At 71.6% G+C, this 17,586-nt stretch carries 12 protein-coding genes; 4 read left to right on the plus strand and 8 right to left on the minus strand.

Features of this window, described 5'->3' with window-relative positions:
- Positions 1 to 111: 111 nt before the first annotated feature.
- Positions 112 to 726 carry a YdbC family protein gene (locus AB0P07_RS29695; RefSeq protein WP_365555961.1) on the minus strand — a complete coding sequence of 205 codons (615 nt, stop codon included), beginning with the start codon at positions 724 to 726 and terminating at the stop codon, positions 112 to 114.
- 158 nt (positions 727 to 884) lie between these two features.
- Here AB0P07_RS29695 and AB0P07_RS29700 point away from each other — a divergent pair, with 158 nt between their 5' ends.
- Positions 885 to 1,418: a TerD family protein gene (locus tag AB0P07_RS29700; RefSeq protein WP_365555963.1), complete on the plus strand. Its 534-nt coding sequence runs from the start codon at positions 885 to 887 to the stop codon at positions 1,416 to 1,418.
- A 76-nt stretch (positions 1,419 to 1,494) separates the two neighbouring features.
- Here AB0P07_RS29700 and AB0P07_RS29705 read toward each other — a convergent pair whose 3' ends face one another.
- Positions 1,495 to 4,392, minus strand: a complete 2,898-nt coding sequence (locus AB0P07_RS29705; RefSeq protein ID WP_125628513.1) for a vitamin B12-dependent ribonucleotide reductase — start codon at positions 4,390 to 4,392, stop codon at positions 1,495 to 1,497.
- A gap of 165 nt (positions 4,393 to 4,557) precedes the next feature.
- The gene (nrdR, locus tag AB0P07_RS29710; protein ID WP_365555966.1) at positions 4,558 to 5,106 is read right to left on the minus strand and encodes a transcriptional regulator NrdR; all 549 of its coding nucleotides are present in this window, start codon (positions 5,104 to 5,106) and stop codon (positions 4,558 to 4,560) included.
- 523 nt (positions 5,107 to 5,629) lie between these two features.
- On the opposite strand from nrdR, the gene lexA reads away from it, so the two are divergent.
- Positions 5,630 to 6,409, plus strand: coding sequence for a transcriptional repressor LexA (gene lexA, locus AB0P07_RS29715; protein WP_365555968.1), 780 nt, complete (start codon positions 5,630 to 5,632; stop codon positions 6,407 to 6,409).
- 102 nt (positions 6,410 to 6,511) lie between these two features.
- Here the strand turns inward: lexA and AB0P07_RS29720 are convergent, their stop codons facing one another.
- The 4 genes from AB0P07_RS29720 to AB0P07_RS29735 all read right to left on the minus strand — a co-directional run bounded on the left by AB0P07_RS29720 (position 6,512) and on the right by AB0P07_RS29735 (position 12,901).
- Positions 6,512 to 8,548 carry an ATP-dependent DNA helicase gene (locus AB0P07_RS29720; protein WP_365555970.1) on the minus strand — a complete coding sequence of 679 codons (2,037 nt, stop codon included), beginning with the start codon at positions 8,546 to 8,548 and terminating at the stop codon, positions 6,512 to 6,514.
- A 165-nt stretch (positions 8,549 to 8,713) separates the two neighbouring features.
- Complete coding sequence (locus AB0P07_RS29725) at positions 8,714 to 9,406, minus strand: GNAT family N-acetyltransferase (protein WP_365555972.1); 693 nt, start codon at positions 9,404 to 9,406, stop codon at positions 8,714 to 8,716.
- Positions 9,407 to 9,468: 62 nt separating this feature from the next.
- The gene (locus tag AB0P07_RS29730) at positions 9,469 to 11,355 is read right to left on the minus strand and encodes an IucA/IucC family protein (protein WP_365555974.1); all 1,887 of its coding nucleotides are present in this window, start codon (positions 11,353 to 11,355) and stop codon (positions 9,469 to 9,471) included.
- Between the two features lie 49 nt (positions 11,356 to 11,404).
- Positions 11,405 to 12,901, minus strand: a complete 1,497-nt coding sequence (locus tag AB0P07_RS29735; protein WP_365555976.1) for an aminotransferase class III-fold pyridoxal phosphate-dependent enzyme — start codon at positions 12,899 to 12,901, stop codon at positions 11,405 to 11,407.
- A gap of 418 nt (positions 12,902 to 13,319) precedes the next feature.
- Here AB0P07_RS29735 and AB0P07_RS29740 point away from each other — a divergent pair, with 418 nt between their 5' ends.
- Positions 13,320 to 14,549, plus strand: a complete 1,230-nt coding sequence (locus AB0P07_RS29740) for a hypothetical protein (RefSeq protein WP_365555978.1) — start codon at positions 13,320 to 13,322, stop codon at positions 14,547 to 14,549.
- A 122-nt stretch (positions 14,550 to 14,671) separates the two neighbouring features.
- A complete protein-coding gene (locus AB0P07_RS29745) occupies positions 14,672 to 15,880 on the plus strand; it encodes a hypothetical protein (RefSeq protein WP_365555980.1) in 1,209 nt (402 codons plus the stop codon).
- Positions 15,881 to 15,962: 82 nt separating this feature from the next.
- Here AB0P07_RS29745 and hflX read toward each other — a convergent pair whose 3' ends face one another.
- Positions 15,963 to 17,456, minus strand: a complete 1,494-nt coding sequence (hflX, locus tag AB0P07_RS29750) for a GTPase HflX (protein WP_365555982.1) — start codon at positions 17,454 to 17,456, stop codon at positions 15,963 to 15,965.
- Positions 17,457 to 17,586 lie beyond the last annotated feature (130 nt).

Below are 17,586 nucleotides of genomic sequence, written 5' to 3' on the forward strand. Positions count from 1 at the left end.
GAACCCTAGATCGAGACGGCCGGAACCAAGCACTCGTACGGCCCCTGTACGGCGTACATCACACCCACGTCGAACAGCTTCCGCGCCCGGGCGGCAGGCCGGGCGGAGGGTTCAAACGGTCCAGGAGGGTTCCAGCTGCACGATGTCGCCGGTCAGGGCCGTGATGTCGGCCTCCGTCCGGGCGCGCAGAGCGAGCCGCTCGATGCGCTCGGTGCGGTACTTCCCGTGCTCGGCGGCCGACAGCCACATGGACAGCACGAGGTACTCGTTGTAGGCGTCTCCGGGGGCCTCGCCGAACAGGCCGCGGACCATGCCCGGCGAGCCCGCCATCGCCGGGTTCCAGACCTTCTCCTGCATGAGGACGTAGTGCTCGGCCCGTTCCTCGTGGACCCGGCACAGCGCCACCCGGAGCAGGTCGGCGTCGGTGAACCGCGGCTCGAACCCGGTCTTCACGTCGAACCGGTGGTCGAAGAGCCTGACCTGGGCGTCCTTGAAGGTGCCGGCCTGGGCCGAGGCCAGCCTGTCGTGCGAACGGGCCATGAAGGAGTCGTAGAAGGCACGGCTCTCCCAGAAGGCGAAGACGTGCGCCACGTCCGGCCGCGTCCGGCTCCAGCCACCCCCCTGTCCCCGAAAACCCGGCTCCCCCGGAAGCCCCGCCCACTTCCGCTGCCCCCGTTCGAAACCGCGGCGGTCCACCACGGTGCAGCGAATCCACTTGACCAGCACCGCGCCATGGTAAGGCCAGGGCACGTGGCACCGGTCACTCTCCGCGGGACCACTTGCCCGCACCCCCGTCCCGGTGCGTGGCAGGATGGACAACCGGCCGTCACCGCCCGGCAGTTCGGAGAGCCGGGCAGGGCGGGGGACCTGGGAAGGGGAAGTCTGTGAACGGCGTCAGCAAGGGCATGCGCAAGGCCGAGGTCGCGCTGCGGTGGGACCCGAGTCCGGCGGGACAGCCGGCCACCGACCTGGACCTCGTCGCCGGGACCTACACGGTGGACGATCCGTACGGCGTTCCGGCCTATCTGGTGCACTTCGACAGCCGCTCGCCCGACGGCACGATCTATCTCGACCGGGACAGCAAGGACGGCAAGGGCCTCGGGTTCGACGAGGTCATGACGCTGGAGCTGGAGCGGCTCGCCGACCGCTACGCGCGCGTGGTGGTCGGCGTCGTCATCCAGCAGCACACCGAGGAGCGGACCTTCGCCGGGGTCGCCGACCCGGGCCTGCGCATTCGTGAGGGTTACACGGACCTGGCCTCGGAGGACTTCACCGGTGTCCTGGACGCCACGGCGGCGACGGTTGCGGAGTTCGTCCGGGACGAGACGGGGGCGTGGGAGTTCCGGTCCGGCGTGCACGGCTTCGAGGGGGACCCCTCGACGTTCACCCGTGTGATGGGCGCCCGGCACCGGCCTTGACGGCGCCGGGCATGAGTGAGGGGCGACCGCCGTGGCGGTCGCCCCTCACTCATGAGCCACTACGAGCGGCTACGGGTCAGCTGCACCCGCTGGTCGAGCCGCAGCCCTCGCAGATGTAGCAGGAGCCGGCGCGCTGCATCTTCGTGCCGCAGGAGAAGCACAGCGGGGCGTCGGCCTGGATGCCCAGCTGCATCTCCACCAGCTCGGCGCTGGTGTGCGCCTGCTGCGGCGCGGGCTTGGCGGACTCCGCCTCGGCCTTCGGCGTGGCGACGGCCTTCACCTGGGCGAGCGGCGCCGACTGGGCCAGGCCCTCGACGTCCAGCTCGTCGTCGGACGGCTCGTAGGAACCCGTCTCCAGGTGACGCTGGCGCTCCTCGGCGGAGTGGATGCCGAGCGCGGAGCGCGTCTCGAAGGGCAGGAAGTCCAGCGCCAGGCGGCGGAAGATGTAGTCGACGATCGACTGCGCCATCCGCACGTCCGGGTCGTCCGTCATGCCGGCCGGCTCGAAGCGCATGTTGGTGAACTTCGAGACGTACGTCTCCAGCGGCACGCCGTACTGGAGGCCGACGGAGACCGCGATGGAGAAGGCGTCCATCATGCCCGCGAGGGTCGAACCCTGCTTGGACATCTTGAGGAAGACCTCGCCGAGACCGTCGTCCGGGTAGGAATTGGCGGTCATGTAGCCCTCGGCACCGCCGACGGTGAAGGACGTGGTGATGCCGGGGCGTCCCTTCGGGAGGCGCTTGCGGACCGGGCGGTACTCGACGACCTTCTCGACCGTCTCGCGGATGGCCGCCTCGGTCTTCTCGGTGATCTCCGCCTTCTCGTCCTTGGCCGACTTGGTCTTCGCGGAGAGCGGCTGGCCGACCTTGCAGTTGTCGCGGTAGATGGCGAGCGCCTTGACGCCCATCTTCCACGCCTCGAAGTAGACCTCCTCGACGTCCTCGACGGTCGCCGACTCCGGCAGGTTGACCGTCTTGGACAGGGCGCCGGAGATCCACGGCTGGATCGCGGCCATCATGCGGACATGGCCCATCGCGGAGATGGAGCGCTCGCCCATCGCGCAGTCGAACACCTCGTAGTGCTCGTGCGCGAGACCGGGCGCGTCGACCACGTTGCCGTGCTCGGCGATGTGGGCGACGATCGCCTCGATCTGCTCCTCCTGGTAGCCCAGGCGGCGCAGGGCCTGCGGCACGGTGCCGTTGACGATCTGCATCGAGCCGCCGCCGACCAGCTTCTTGAACTTGACCAGGGCCAGGTCGGGCTCGAGGCCGGTGGTGTCGCAGGACATCGCGAGACCGATGGTGCCGGTCGGGGCGATGACGGACGCCTGGGAGTTGCGGAAGCCGTTCTTCTCGCCGAGGCGGAGCACGTCCTGCCAGGCCTCCGTGGCGGCGGCCCAGATCGGCGTGTCGAGGTCGTCCATGCGGACGGCCTTGGCGTTCTCGTCGGAGTGCTGCTTCATGACCCGCAGGTGCGGCTTGGCGTTGCGGGCGTAGCCGTCGTACGGGCCGACGATGGCGGCGAGCTCGGCGGAGCGGCGGTACGACGTGCCGGTCATCAGGGAGGTGATGGCGCCGGCCAGGGCGCGGCCGCCGTCGGAGTCGTAGGCGTGGCCGGTCGCCATCAGCAGGGCGCCGAGGTTGGCGTAGCCGATGCCGAGCTGGCGGAAGGCTCGGGTGTTCTCGCCGATCTTCTGGGTCGGGAAGTCCGCGAAGCAGATGGAGATGTCCATCGCGGTGATGACGAGCTCGACGACCTTGGAGAAGCGCTCGGCGTCGAAGGACTGGTTGCCCTTGCCGTCGTCCTTCAGGAACTTCATCAGGTTCAGCGAGGCGAGGTTGCAGGACGTGTTGTCCAGGTGCATGTACTCGCTGCACGGGTTCGAGCCGTTGATGCGGCCGGACTCCGGGCAGGTGTGCCAGGCGTTGATGGTGTCGTCGTACTGGATGCCCGGGTCGGCGCAGGCCCAGGCGGCCTCGGCCATCTTGCGGAAGAGCGCCTTGGCGTCGACCTCCTCGATGACCTCGCCGGTCATGCGGGACGTCAGGCCGAACTTGCCGCCGTCCTGGACGGCCTTCATGAACGTGTCGTTCACGCGGACCGAGTTGTTGGCGTTCTGGTACTGGACGGACGTGATGTCGTCGCCGCCCAGGTCCATGTCGAAGCCCGCGTCGCGCAGGGCGCGGATCTTCTCCTCCTCCTTCACCTTGGTCTCGATGAAGTCCTCGATGTCGGGGTGGTCGACGTCGAGGATGACCATCTTGGCCGCGCGACGGGTGGCGCCGCCGGACTTGATGGTGCCGGCGGAGGCGTCGGCGCCGCGCATGAAGGAGACCGGGCCGGAGGCGTTGCCGCCGGAGGAGAGCAGCTCCTTGGAGGAGCGGATCCGGGAGAGGTTCAGGCCGGCGCCGGAACCGCCCTTGAAGATCATGCCCTCTTCCTTGTACCAGTCGAGGATCGACTCCATGGAGTCGTCGACGGACAGGATGAAGCAGGCGGAGACCTGCTGCGGCTGGGGCGTGCCGACGTTGAACCACACCGGGCTGTTGAAGCTGAAGATCTGGTGCAGGAGGGCGTAGGCCAGCTCGTGCTCGAAGATCTCGGCGTCGGCGGGCGAGGCGAAGTACTTGTTGTCCTCGCCGGCCTTCCGGTACGTCTTCACGATGCGGTCGATGAGCTGCTTGAGGCTCACCTCGCGCTGCGGGGTGCCCACGGCACCCCGGAAGTACTTGCTGGTGACGATGTTGACCGCGTTCACCGACCAGAACTCGGGGAACTCGACGCCACGCTGCTCGAAGTTGACCGAGCCGTCGCGCCAGTTGGTCATGACGACGTCACGACGCTCCCACGCCACCTCGTCGTAGGGGTGGACGCCGGGAGTGGTGTGGACGCGCTCGACGCGGAGTCCCTTGCCCGCCTTGGTGCCCTTGGCGCGGGAACTCCGTGCCGGACCGCTCGCCGTCTCTGTCATGCCGCCTCCCTGTACGGGCGAAAACGCCCTGAAGTGCCCCGATTGTTCCCGTGGGCACGGTGTTCTGTCTGGTGTTGCGGGCATCTCTCGCTGCGCCCGCAACAGGTCTCTGTTCGCCGCCGTCCGGCCGGGCCCGGGCGCCGAAGTCCGGGTCCGGCCCGCCGGTCAGTCGGCGGCGCCTGCGGGTTCGGGGACCTGTCCCGCCCCCGTGGGCCCGCGGTCGTTCTCCTGGCTCCCCGCGCGGGTGCCGTCGCCTCCGCCGGGACGCCCCGTCGTCTCCCTCAGTTCCGCGATCGCGGCCTCGAAGTCCTCGAGCGAGTCGAACGCCCGGTAGACCGAGGCGAATCGCAGATAGGCGACGAGGTCGAGTTCCTGCAACGGCCCGAGGATGGCCAGTCCCACGTCGTGGGTGGTCAGCTCGGCGCTTCCGGTGGCCCGCACCGCCTCCTCGACCCGCTGGCCGAGCTGTGCGAGCGCGTCCTCGGTGACGGGCCGGCCCTGGCAGGCCTTGCGCACCCCGTTGATCACCTTGGTCCGGCTGAACGGTTCGGTGACCCCGGACCGCTTCACCACCATGAGCGAGCACGTCTCCACGGTCGTGAACCGACGGGAGCAGTCAGGGCACTGGCGGCGCCTGCGGATCGACGTGCCGTCGTCGGTCGTACGGCTGTCGACGACACGGCTGTCGGGGTGCCTGCAGAAGGGGCAGTGCATGGACTCCGAACCCTCCTCACAGCAGACTCAACGGCCTCGAAAGGCCCCTCAGGTCCCTCGAAGCAGCCCCCAGCATAGGCGATCGCGACGGGCCCGAAGACCCGGGGGACCACAACTTGTGGGCTGCTGATGCAATCCAACCACTAGATGTGGGGATTGGCTCATACATCCACGCCCTGCACGCGTGTCGCGCCCGCGCGCACCCCGGGCCCCGAAGGGCGCGCATGCGGAGATACCGTGGGCACCGCGGGGAGGGGGCGTGGGGCTACCGCAACAGATGGGAGACCCGCCCCGTCGAACGGGATGCCGGATGGCAGACTGGAGCGACAACCCGGAGGCTGTCACCACGGCGGTGAAGAGTACAGCAATAGGCCCTTTTGTCCGCCAGGCACAACGGTAGCCATACACCCAGACATGCAATACGTGCGAGAGAATCGCGGATTTTCACTCGAACGTGTGTTTGGCGCAACCTTTCGAAAGCTACTACCGTTGTGCAGCAGGGAGACCATCGAGAGGGGCCGACGTGACCACCACCGCCGACAGTGCCACCATCACTGCCCAGGAACGCCCCCAGGGCCGACCTGAGCCGGTGCACGCGATGAACGACGCCACGAATCCCGAGGGGCACAAGCGCTCCCTGCCGGGGCGACCTCCCGGCATCCGGGCGGACAGCTCGGGACTCACCGACCGCCAGCGCCGGGTGATCGAGGTCATTCGCGACTCCGTGCAGCGGCGCGGTTACCCGCCGTCGATGCGGGAGATCGGCCAGGCCGTCGGCCTCTCCAGCACCTCCTCCGTGGCACACCAGCTGATGGCCTTGGAACGCAAGGGCTTCCTGCGCCGGGACCCGCACCGCCCGCGCGCCTACGAGGTGCGTGGCTCCGACCAGGCCGCCTCGGTGCAGCCCACGGACACCGCCGGAAAGCCGGCCGCGTCGTACGTGCCGCTCGTCGGGCGCATCGCCGCCGGTGGCCCGATCCTCGCCGAGGAGTCCGTCGAGGACGTCTTCCCGCTCCCCCGGCAGCTGGTCGGCGACGGTGAGCTGTTCGTGCTGAAGGTCGTCGGCGACTCGATGATCGAGGCCGCGATCTGCGACGGGGACTGGGTCACGGTCCGCCGTCAGCCGGTCGCCGAGAACGGCGACATCGTGGCCGCGATGCTCGACGGCGAGGCGACCGTCAAGCGCTTCAAGCGCGAGGACGGCCACGTCTGGCTCCTCCCGCACAACGCGGCCTACGAGCCGATCCCCGGTGACGACGCGACCATCCTCGGCAAGGTGGTGGCCGTACTGCGTCGCGTCTGAGCGCCACGGCGGGCGGGTACGCGCGACCGCGCCCCGCCGACCCGACCGGGCCCCGGGACCTCTGCGCCGGTTCCGGGGCCCAGCGCTGTACGGGCCACCCGCTCAGTCGCCCTGCGGCTGCTCCGCGCTCTCACCCGGTCCGGCGGCCTCGGTCTGTTGAGCCTTCGCGTCGATCGCGGCGAGCGACTTGCGGACCTGGTTGCGGTCCGTGGTGAACCAGAAGTCCGGCAGGGACGCCTTCAGATAGCTTCCGTACCGGGCCGTCGCCAGCCGCTGGTCCAGTACGGCGACCACCCCGCGGTCGCCGGACGCCCGGACGAGCCGGCCCGCGCCCTGGGCCATCAGCAGTGCGGCGTGCGTCGCGGCGACCGCCATGAAGCCGTTGCCCCCGGCCTCCTCCACCGCCTTCTGGCGGGCGCTCATCAGGGGGTCGTCCGGACGCGGGAACGGAATCTTGTCCATGACGACGAGCTGACAGCTCGGCCCGGGGACGTCGACGCCCTGCCACAGCGACAGGGTGCCGAAGAGGCAGGTCCGCGGGTCGGCGGCGAAGTTCTTGATCAGCTCGCCGAGGGTCTCCTCGCCCTGGAGGAGGATCGGGTACTCCGGGATGCGCGAGCGCAGTTCCTCGGCGGCCAGCTGGGCCGCGCGCATCGAGGAGAACAGCCCCAGCGTGCGGCCGCCCGCGGCCTGGATCAGCTCGGTCAGCTCGTCGAGCATGTCGCCGCGGTCGCCGTCCCGGGCGGGGCGGGCCAGGTGCTTGGCGACGTAGAGGATGCCCTGCCTGCGGTAGTCGAAGGGCGAGCCGACGTCGACGCCCTTCCACTGGGGCACGTCGTCGCCCTCGGTGCCCTCGGGGGCGAGGCCGAGCGATGCCCCGACGCCGTTGAAGTCGCCGCCCAGCTTCAGGGTCGCGGAGGTCAGGACCACGGAGCGGTCGGTGAAGAGCTTCTCCCGCAGCAGCCCCGAGACGGACATCGGGGCGACCCGCAGCGAGGCCCCACTGGGCCGATACGCGGCTCCGCCGCGGGGCTCGTGCCGCTCGTACCAGACGACGTCCCACTCCGAGCCGTTCGTGATCCGCTCCGCCACGTCGTGCACGGACTCCACGGAGGCCAGCGCCTGCTTACGGACCGCGTCCTCGTCCTGCACGGACTTGTCACGGGTGGTGCCGATGGCCGAGATGACCGTACGGCAGGCGTCTCGCAGCGCCATCAGCGCGTAGCCCAGGTCCTCCGGGATCTCCTCCAGGCGGCCCGGCAACGCCAGCTCCATCAGCCGCTCGAAGCCCTCGGCGGCGGTCTGGAGCTGGTCGGCGGCCTTCTCGTTGACCAGCTTCGCGGCGCGGCGCACCGCACGGTTGACCTGGCCGGGGGTCAGCTCGCCGGTGGCGACGCCGGTGACCCGGGAGACCAGTTCGTGCGCCTCGTCGACGATCAGCACCTCGTGCTGCGGCAGGACGGGCGCGCCCTCGATGGCGTCGATCGCGAGCAGCGCGTGGTTGGTCACGACGACCTCGGAGAGCTTGGCCCGCTCCCGGGCCGTCTCGGCGAAGCACTCGGCGCCGTAGGCGCACTTCGAGGCGCCCAGGCACTCCCGGGAGGACACCGAGACCTGCGACCAGGCGCGGTCGGAGACGCCCGGTGTGAGGTCGTCGCGGTCGCCGGTCTCGGTCTCGTCGGCCCAGTCGCGCATCCGCAGCAGGTCCTGGCCCAGTCTGCTGGTGGGTGCGGCGGCCTCGAACTGGTCGAAGAGGCCCTCCTCCTCGTCCTGCGGGACGCCCTCGTGCAGCCGGTGCAGGCACAGGTAGTTCGACCGGCCCTTGAGCATCGCGAACTCCGGGCGGCGGCGCAGCAGCGGATGGAGCGCGTCGACCGTGCGGGGCAGGTCCCGCTCGACCAGCTGGCGCTGCAGGGCCAGGGTCGCCGTGGCCACGACCACCCGCTCCCCGTGGGCCAGGGCGGGCACCAGGTAGCCGAGCGACTTTCCGGTGCCGGTGCCGGCCTGGACGAGCAGATGGGAGCCGCCGTCGATGGCTTCCTCGACGGCTTCGGCCATGGCCACCTGGCCGGGCCGCTCCGTGCCGCCGACGGCGGTGACGGCGGCGTGCAGGAGTTCGGGGAGTGAGGGCTTCGTCATAGCGCGACCACCCTACGGCCCGGCACCGACAAACGGGTCGGCAAGGCACGTGCGAGGGACGAGGGAGAACCGGGGCGAGACGTGCTGCGGCGGTGCGGAGGCGGTGGCGACGGCCGGTGCAAGGGGGCTCCTGGACGGACGGGACGGGTCGGAGGGCGGCGCGGGTCACCGGGAATCGGGCGCCGTCCGTTCCCGGACCAGGAGGGCGGCTCGCTTGCCGGGCAGGTCGATCTCCGTGTGGAGGCGGAAGCCCGCGCCGAGGAACGCCGCGACGGAAGGCGCGTTGCGGACGTCCGGTTCGGCCAGCACCCGGGTGCAAGCGGGCCGGGCGGTGAGGGCGAGGTCGCTGACGGTCCTGATCAGTGCGGTCCCGATGCCCTGCCCGCGATCGGCGTCGTCGCCGATCAGGACGTGGAGGCCGGTGTCGTGCGGCCGTACGGGACAGTACCGGGCCAGCGGGTCGAGGTCCGCCCGGTAGATCTCCCAGTAGCTCATCGGCACCCCGTCGAGCACCCCGACGCACGGGACGCTGCGGCCGTCGCCGGTGAGCTGGGCGCGTACGTGGTCCTCGGTCGCACTCTGGGGTCCGGCCAGCTGCCAGTAGGCGGCGACGGCCGGGTCGTTCATCCAGCGCGCGATCAGCGGAACATGCCGTTCGACTTCGACGGGCGTCAGGTGGAAGGCGCCCACGGGGGTGCCGATCGGCCCCCAGTCGGCGACGCGGTCGAGGAGATCCTCACGCGCGCGTGCCGTCCCCGTCCCGGCGGGATCGTCCCCCGCGCTCCGGAAGAGCGCGACGAACTCCTCGGGCAGATGCAGGTCCAGGGTGTCGTCGGCACTCGCGTCGGTGGACGTCATGAGGTCGCTCTTTCGGGGAGGGGCGGGATGCCCGAGGGAACGGGGTCGGGGCGGCGGACCGGTCAGGCGCGCAGCGGGTTGGCGATGGTGACGTAGACGGACTGGGTGTCCACCGGCCCCACGAGTTCGTCGAGGCCGTGCAGGCGGGTCAGCAGGTTGGCCTTGCAGCGCAGGACGGGCGAGTCGAGGAGGTGCGCCGGAAGCCGTCCGCCCCCCGGGGCCGGGCCGGAGGCCAGCTCGCCGAGGAAGCGGCGGAAGACGGCGAGCAGCAGCCGTTCGTCGGCGAGGCCCTGGGCGCCGAAGGCGCCGATGAGGCCGAACACGTTGTTGACGGCGAGGTAGTAGGCGAAGCGTTCGTCGGCGACCTCGTCGGCCACGAAGGTGTCGCTGTGCGCCCCGATCCCCGGCAGCCGGGCGTCGAGTTCCGTACGTCTCGACTCCCGGAAGTAGTAGCCCTGGTTGTCGCGGTAGCGGCCGCCGGCGGGCCAGCCGTCGGCGTCCAGCAGGACGAGCGTGTTCTGCTGGTGCGCTTCCAGAGCGATACCCGCGTGGGCGTCCAGCCACAGGACGGGACGTACGACGTGGTGCAGGTAGCGCCCGAACCACTCGGTGGCGACGGCTCCTGCCGGACGGCCCGTCCGCCCGGCGAGCCCGGTGACGGCCTCGGCCATCCGGGAGCGTGGGGCGGGAACGCCGGCGGTGCGCACGTCGGAGCGGTCCGCCCGCGTGTGCGGCCGCGGCGCGGCGAGGCCGGCCACGCAGGAGACGTCGTCCGAGGGCAGGAACGGGTTGTGACGGATGACGACGTCCAGCCCGCGCACGGGGGCGCCGTCCGGTCCGTCGACGGCGAGCCAGGCCGGGTCGCGGACGATGTCGAAGGCCGGGTGGGCGGCCTGCCACTGGCGGGACAGTCCGCGTCGCAGCAGGCGGTGGACCTCGACACCGCGGTGGAGTTCCTTGCGGAGGTTCTCGCGGCGGGAGTTGGTGATGTGCAGCGCGAGCGAGAGCTTGAGCATGGCGGGGGCGCCGGTGCGGTGCACGGTCCGCAGGGAGGAGGTGGGATGCCACGGGGCGCCGCGGGCTCCCAGGTCCCTGAGCAGTCCGGCCTCCAGCAGTGCGGCGACCTCGGGCCGGTGGGTGACGGCGCGGAACTGCCAGGGGTGCAGCGGAAGGAGCGCGTATCCGTCCGTCGGGGCCGGTCCGTCCGCGGCGAGGCGTGCGGTCAGCCGGGGTGCGGCGACCGGGCGCCCGCGCTCGGTCCAGGCCGAGTCGGTGGCGAGTACGGACGGGGCGACGGCCATCCAGTGCAGGGGGAAGGAGCCGCGCAGTTCGGGCGAGTACCGCCGCGCCTCCGCGTCGGTGAGGTTCTGGCGGCTCTTGGGCGTGGGGTGCAGCGGGTGCCCGAGCAGCAGCGCCTGTTCGGCGGCGAGGAACAGGTCGTCAGGTGCGGGAGCCGGACGACCTGTGGCACCGCCGGGGTGTTCCGCGCGGTCACGGAGGATTACGGCGGTACGGCGGACGGAGTCGGCCACGCGCGCGACGAGGTCGGGCCCGGCGGGCCCCGGGACGCCGGGGGTCTCCCGTCCGAGCAGCGCAGCGAGCGTGAGAGCGTCCACGGGCGGCGCCGAGGCGGGGGCGCCGACCAGTCGGGGGAGGCCGAAGCGGTGCAGTCCGGTCGGGGACCAGTAGGACACGGGGACGGCCAGGGCCGTGCCGCAGGCCGGGAGCAGCAGGTGCAGGACGCCGTTGCCGGGCGCGGGCACGTCGGCCTCACGGACCCAGCAACGAAGCAGGTTCTCGGTGGCCGACGCCTGCGCCACGGCGTAGGCGTCGAAGCGGTCGCCGGGGTGTGGGCGGTCTTGGGAGTCACGGGGGCCGGGGTGGTCCGAGGGGGTGGCGGTCGGCCGCGGCTCGGCGGGCGGCGGCTCATGCGTGGGGGTGGTGTGCAACTCGGTCCTCGTGGCGTGCGGGAGCGGGGGCGGGGAGCGGCGGCGGATGTCAGTGCGAGACGGGCGCCCGGTGGGACGGGGCGTGGCCGTCGCGGCGCCGGTCCACCGCCTGCACCGCGTCGGCCAGGCGGTCCAGAACCGCCGACGTCTGCTCCTCGGTGACGATCAGGGGCGGCAGCAGGCGCACGACGTTCCCGGTCGGTCCGGTGAGATCCACGATCAGGCCGCGGTGCAGACACTCCCGTTGGACGGCGGCGGCGAGTTCACTCCCGGTGTGGGGCCGGTCCGCGTCGGCGGGGGTGCCGTCGAGTGCACCGTACGGCGGCGCCAGCTCCATGCCGATCATCAGACCGCGCCCGCGCACCTCCGCGACACAGGCGAACTCCGCGGCCAGATCGCGCAGTCGGGACAGTATCCGGCCGCCGAGGGTGGCGGCGTGCTCGGCGAGGCGCTGTTCGCGGACGTGGGCCAGGGTCGCCGCGCCGGCGGCCAGGGCGAGTTGGTTGCCGCGGAAGGTGGCGGCGCCGGACGCTCCCGCACGGTGCTGGGGGAAGCCGGTGCGGTGGCCGTCGAGGCGGTCGTCGAGGACCTCGCGGCCGTCGAGGGCGTCGTGGTGGACCACCGCGGCGAGCGGCAGGCTGCCGCCGATCGCCTTGGAGAGGATCAGCACGTCGGGGGTGACTCCACTGTGGGCGACCGCCCAGAAGGCGCCGGTCCGGCCGGCCCCCGTCTCGGTCTCGTCGGCGATGAGCGGCACGGACCGTTCGGCCGTGATCCGTCGCAGGTCGCGCAGCCAGGCGTCCGGCACGGTCAATACACCGTCCGCGCCGCGTACCGGTTCCAGGAGTACCCCGGCGGGCGGTTCTCCCGCGCCGGCCGGGCAGCATGCCTCGGCGGCCGCACGGTGGTGGGCGCCGGTGACGGTGACGACCGGGTCCCGCCCGGTGGCGGCGCGCGCCAGGGCGACCGCGGTGTCGAGCGGGTCGGTACCGCCGGGTCCGCAGAACCGCACGCGCGCGTGGGCGGAGAGCCGGGGCGGGAGGGTGCGCAGGAGTTCGGTGACGAAAGCGTCCTCCACGGGGGTGGTGAGGCCCATGGCATGCAGCGGAGCCCCCGAGTCGAGAACCCTGCGGATCGCCTCCAGCACGACCGGGTGATTGTGCCCCAGGGCCAGGGCCCCCGATCCGGAGGAACAGTCCAGGTAACGGCGGCCGGCGGAGTCCTCCACGGTCAGCCCACGGGCGCGTACGGGAACGACCGGCAGGGCGCGCGGGTAGGTGCGCGCCGCGGTCTCCCGCGTCGGCTGACGCCTCGGTGCACCGCTTGCCCCGACGCTCCGCGGCCCGGCGTCGTCCTCGGACCGGCCGGCCCCGCACCGGACGTGCACGGGCCGGACCCGCCCCAGCTCGACGCCCTCGGGGCCGGATTCCTCTCGGCCGGAGCGGCCGGGGCGGCCACGGCGTCCGGGGCTCTCCCGCTCCATGCTCCGAGGTGCGGCGTTCTCGCCGTCGCCGCCCGCAAAACCCTCGTACGCGGATCCCGCCACGGCTTCTCGACCTCCCGCTGTCCCGACCCGGCGCGTCGTGCCGGGCCCGTCCTCGGCACGGAGGACCGCGTCGCGACAGCGGACCCCCCACCGCTAGCAACCGCGGCACGCGCGGTGGGTTACGGGTTGCCCGAAGATCGTTCGGCTCGATGCCGTGTTCCCGGCCGCACCGACGACCGGCGCGGGCGTCCGCAGCGTCCCTCGCCGGTGCGGGCGTCGCCGCCGAACAGCGCCGGTCGGACGGCTGTGTCCGAACCGTTGCCGTTCCGTCGGAAGTCCCCCACAGCGGGCGCATAGTGTGTGGTGCCGTTCCAGGTGGCAGCCGCCGTGCGGAACCGGGACCCGGGAGACCGGTCCGGATCCGCCGAACGGCGCGGCCACTGCACCACGTTCGTTCACAGCAGGGGGAGTCAACACCATGCGATCCATACGGCCGTCGTTCAGCACGCGCGGAAACAGACGCGGGCGGCGCGGGACCTCCGCCACGGCTGCCGCCGTGGCGCTCGTCTCAGCGCTCGCGCTCACCGCCACGGCGTGCGAGGACGGCGACCCCGAGGCGGGCGGCGACGCCTCGGCCTCCGCTTCCGCCGTCGACGACGGCAACGGCGGCATCCGGATCCCGGACCACATCAAGGACAAGCTCAAGGAACACGGGATCGACGTCGACGACTGGAAGCACGGCGCCTGGAAGAACTGGAACAAGGACGACTGGCTGCGCGAGGCGCAGGACTTCGTCAACCCGATCATCGAGGGCCTGTGGGACCCGGACCGGATGCGGGACGCCGAGGAGCCGGACCAGGAGGTCGACGAGAACGACATCTCCGGTGACCAGGGGGTCACCGACCCGGAGCCGGCGCCGGTCGATGCGCAGGCCGTACCGGCCAAGTACCACGACAGTGCCGCCACGGCCGGCAAGCTCCTCTTCGACTCCCCCAAGGGTTCGATGGTGTGCTCGGCGACGGTCGTGAAGGACCCGGCCCACCCCGGCAAGTCCAACATGGTCTGGACGGCCGGCCACTGCGTGCACGCCGGCAAGAGCGGCGGCTGGTACCGCAACATCGCTTTCGTGCCGTCGTACAACGACGCCGAGATGTCGATCGAGGAACTGCAGAACGCCACCAAGGAGGAGGTCGCTCCCTACGGTGTCTGGTGGGGCGACTGGGCGCAGACCTCGGACCAGTGGATCGAGCAGGGCGGTGCCACCGGCGGTGACGGCGCCTCGTACGACTTCGCCGTGATCCACGTGACGCCGGAGAAGGGCAGCGGCGGCAAGTCGCTGGAGGAGACGGTCGGCGCCGCGATGCCGGTGGACTTCGGCGCGCCCGCCGTGCCGGAGGTCGAGAGCATGAAGGCGATCGGGTACCCGGCCGCGCCGCCGTACGACGGCCAGAAGCTGTACCAGTGCCAGGACAAGCCCGGCCGGCTGTCGATCAACGCCTCCGACCCGACGATGTACCGCATCGGCTGCACCATGACCGGCGGTTCGTCCGGCGGCGGCTGGATCGCCGCGGGGTCCGACGGCAAGCCGGCGCTGGTCTCCAACACGTCGATCGGCCCGGTGACGGCCGGCTGGCTGGCCGGTCCGCGCCTGGGCGAGGAGGCCAAGGGCGTGTTCGACGCGGTGAGCGGCAAGTTCGCCGGTCAGTGAGCGGGCCTCGCCTGCGCTGAGCCGGCCGGACGGTGGGGTGTGCCGGGCCGAGGCCGGCACCCCACCGCGCATTCATGACAGACCATCACGCATTCACACGTCTCAACGGGGGTCCTCGCACCATGCGTTCCACACGTACGTCCGCCGCGCCACGCCGCGGCCGGCGCACCGCTCTCACCGCGGCCGGCCTGGTCGCCGCGCTGACGCTCACCGCGACCGCCTGCGGGGGGTCGGAGCAGGACAAGGCCGACGCCGAGCCCGGCGGCGGCACCTCCCAGGCCGCCGACGCCGGTGGCGGCGAGGGCGGTCTGCCGGCCGGCCTCGCGGACCGGCTCAAGGAGCACGGCATCGACGTCGACCAGTGGAAGGACGGCGGCTGGAGGAACTGGGACAAGGACAAGTGGCTCAGTGAGGCCAAGGACTTCGTCAACCCGGTGATCGAGGGCCTGTGGCAGCCGGACCGGATGAAGTCCGCGAAGGAGGCCGACAAGACCGTCACCACCAAGGACGCGGCCGCCGACCAGGGCGCCACCGACCCGGAGCCGGCGCCCGTCGAGGCCGTGGCCGAGGAGAAGCCGTACCACGAGAACGCCGCGCCGGTGGGCAAGGTCTTCTTCGACTCCCCCGAGGGCTCGATGGTCTGCTCCGGCACGGTGGTCAAGGACGTGAACCACCCCGGCAAGTCCAACCTGGTGTGGACGGCGGGCCACTGCGTGCACGCCGGCGGCAGCGGCGGCTGGTACCGCAACATCGCCTTCGTCCCGTCGTACAACGACTACGGCAAGCCCGAGGCGGAGCTGGCGAACGCGACGACCACCGAGATGGCGCCGTACGGCACCTGGTGGGCCGACTGGGCGTCGACCTCGGACCAGTGGATCAAGGGCGGTTCCCAGAGCGGCGGCGACGGGGCCGCGTACGACTACTCGGTGCTGCACGTGAAGCCGGAACAGGGCGGCAAGTCGCTGGAGGAAACCGTCGGCGCCGCCCTCGATGTGGACTTCTCCGCCCCGTCGGCGAGGGAGGTGTCCAGCATGGGCGCCTGGGGCTACCCGGCGGCACCGCCGTACAACGGCCTGGAGATGTTCAAGTGCGTCGACCGGCCCGGCCGGCTGTCGCTGAGCCCGTCGCTGCCGACGATGTACCGCATCGGCTGCACCATGACCGGCGGTTCGTCCGGCGGCGGCTGGTTCCGCGTGGTGGGCGGGGAGACCAAGCTGGTCTCGAACACCTCGATCGGCCCGCTGGAGAACACCTGGCTGGCGGGTCCGCAGCTGGGCCGGGCGGCCGAGGCGATGTACCAGAACATGAGCAAGACGTACGGCGGTCGGTGAGCCGCACCTGACGAGGGCCCGTCCCCCTGCCGTGGCAGGGGGACGGGCCCTCGGTCGCTCTCCGCTGTGCGGCGCGCGGGTCTCAGGCGAGCGGCGCCGGAACGTACGGCGTCAGCTCCGCCGCCAGCTCCTCGTGCACCCGGACCTTGAGCAGGGTGCCCTCCGGGGTGTGCTCCTCGGAGATCACCTCGCCCTCGTCGTGCGCGCGGGCGACCAGCTTGCCGTGGGTGTACGGCACGAGCGCCTCGATCTCGACCGAGGGACGCGGCAGCTCGTTGTCGATCAGCGCGAGCAGCTGGTCGATGTTCCGGCCGGTGCGCGCCGAGACCGCGATGGACCGCTTCTCGACCCGCAGCAGCCGCTGGAGCACCAGCGGGTCGGCCATGTCGGCCTTGTTGATCACGACGATCTCGGGTACGTCGGTGGCGCCGACGTCCCTGATCACCTCGCGCACGGCGGCCAGCTGCTCCTCCGGGACGGGGTGCGAACCGTCGACCACGTGCAGGATCAGGTCGGAGTCACCGACCTCCTCCATCGTGGAGCGGAACGCCTCGACCAGATGGTGCGGCAGGTGCCGGACGAAGCCGACGGTGTCGGCCAGGGTGTACAGGCGGCCGCTGGGCGTCTCCGCGCGGCGCACGGTCGGGTCGAGGGTGGCGAACAGCGCGTTCTCCACCAGCACGCCCGCGCCCGTGAGGCGGTTGAGCAGCGAGGACTTGCCCGCGTTGGTGTAGCCCGCGATGGCGACGGAGGGCACCTTGTGGCGCCGGCGCTCCTGGCGCTTGATCTCGCGGCCGGTCTTCATCTCCGCGATCTCACGGCGCATCTTCGCCATCTTCTCGCGGATCCGGCGCCGGTCCGTCTCGATCTTGGTCTCACCGGGGCCGCGGGTGGCGAGGCCGCCGCCCTTTCCGCCGCCCATCTGCCGGGACAGCGACTGGCCCCAGCCGCGCAGCCTGGGCAGCATGTACTGCATCTGCGCGAGCGCGACCTGCGCCTTGCCCTCTCGGGACTTGGCGTGCTGGGCGAAGATGTCCAGGATCAGGGCCGTGCGGTCGATGACCTTGACCTTGACGACGTCCTCGAGGTGGATCAGCTGGCCCGGGCTCAGCTCACCGTCGCAGATGACGGTGTCCGCGCCCGTCTCGAGGACGACGTCCCGCAGCTCCTGGGCCTTGCCGGAGCCGATGTAGGTGGCGGCGTCGGGCTTGTCGCGGCGCTGGATCACGCCGTCGAGCACGAGGGCGCCGGCGGTCTCGGCGAGGGCGGCGAGCTCCGCGAGGGAGTTCTCCGCGTCCTGCACGGTGCCCGAGGTCCACACGCCGACGAGGACGACCCGTTCCAGGCGGAGCTGGCGGTACTCGACCTCGGTGACGTCCTCGAGCTCGGTGGAGAGGCCCGCCACGCGGCGCAGGGCCGCGCGGTCGGAGCGGTCGAACTGCTCGCCGTCCCACTGGGAGTCGGTCTCGTGGCTCCAGGCGACGTCCTCTTCCATCAGGGCATCGGCCCGGAGGCCCTCGGGATAGGTCTGCGCGAGACGCTTGGTGTCCTGGGAGGGGGAAGAAGAGGAGGTCATTGGATCCTTACGCAGTGGGGAAACGGTGGGCGCGGCGCACATGCCGCGACATGCTGTACAACGTGCGAACCGCCGGGGAGATTCCCGGGGCCCGTGCCACGCCGTCCCGAAGATGGTCGCACGGCACGGG

Source organism: Streptomyces sp. NPDC085944 (assembly GCF_040686295.1).
In the GTDB taxonomy this organism is placed as follows: domain Bacteria; phylum Actinomycetota; class Actinomycetes; order Streptomycetales; family Streptomycetaceae; genus Streptomyces; species Streptomyces salinarius.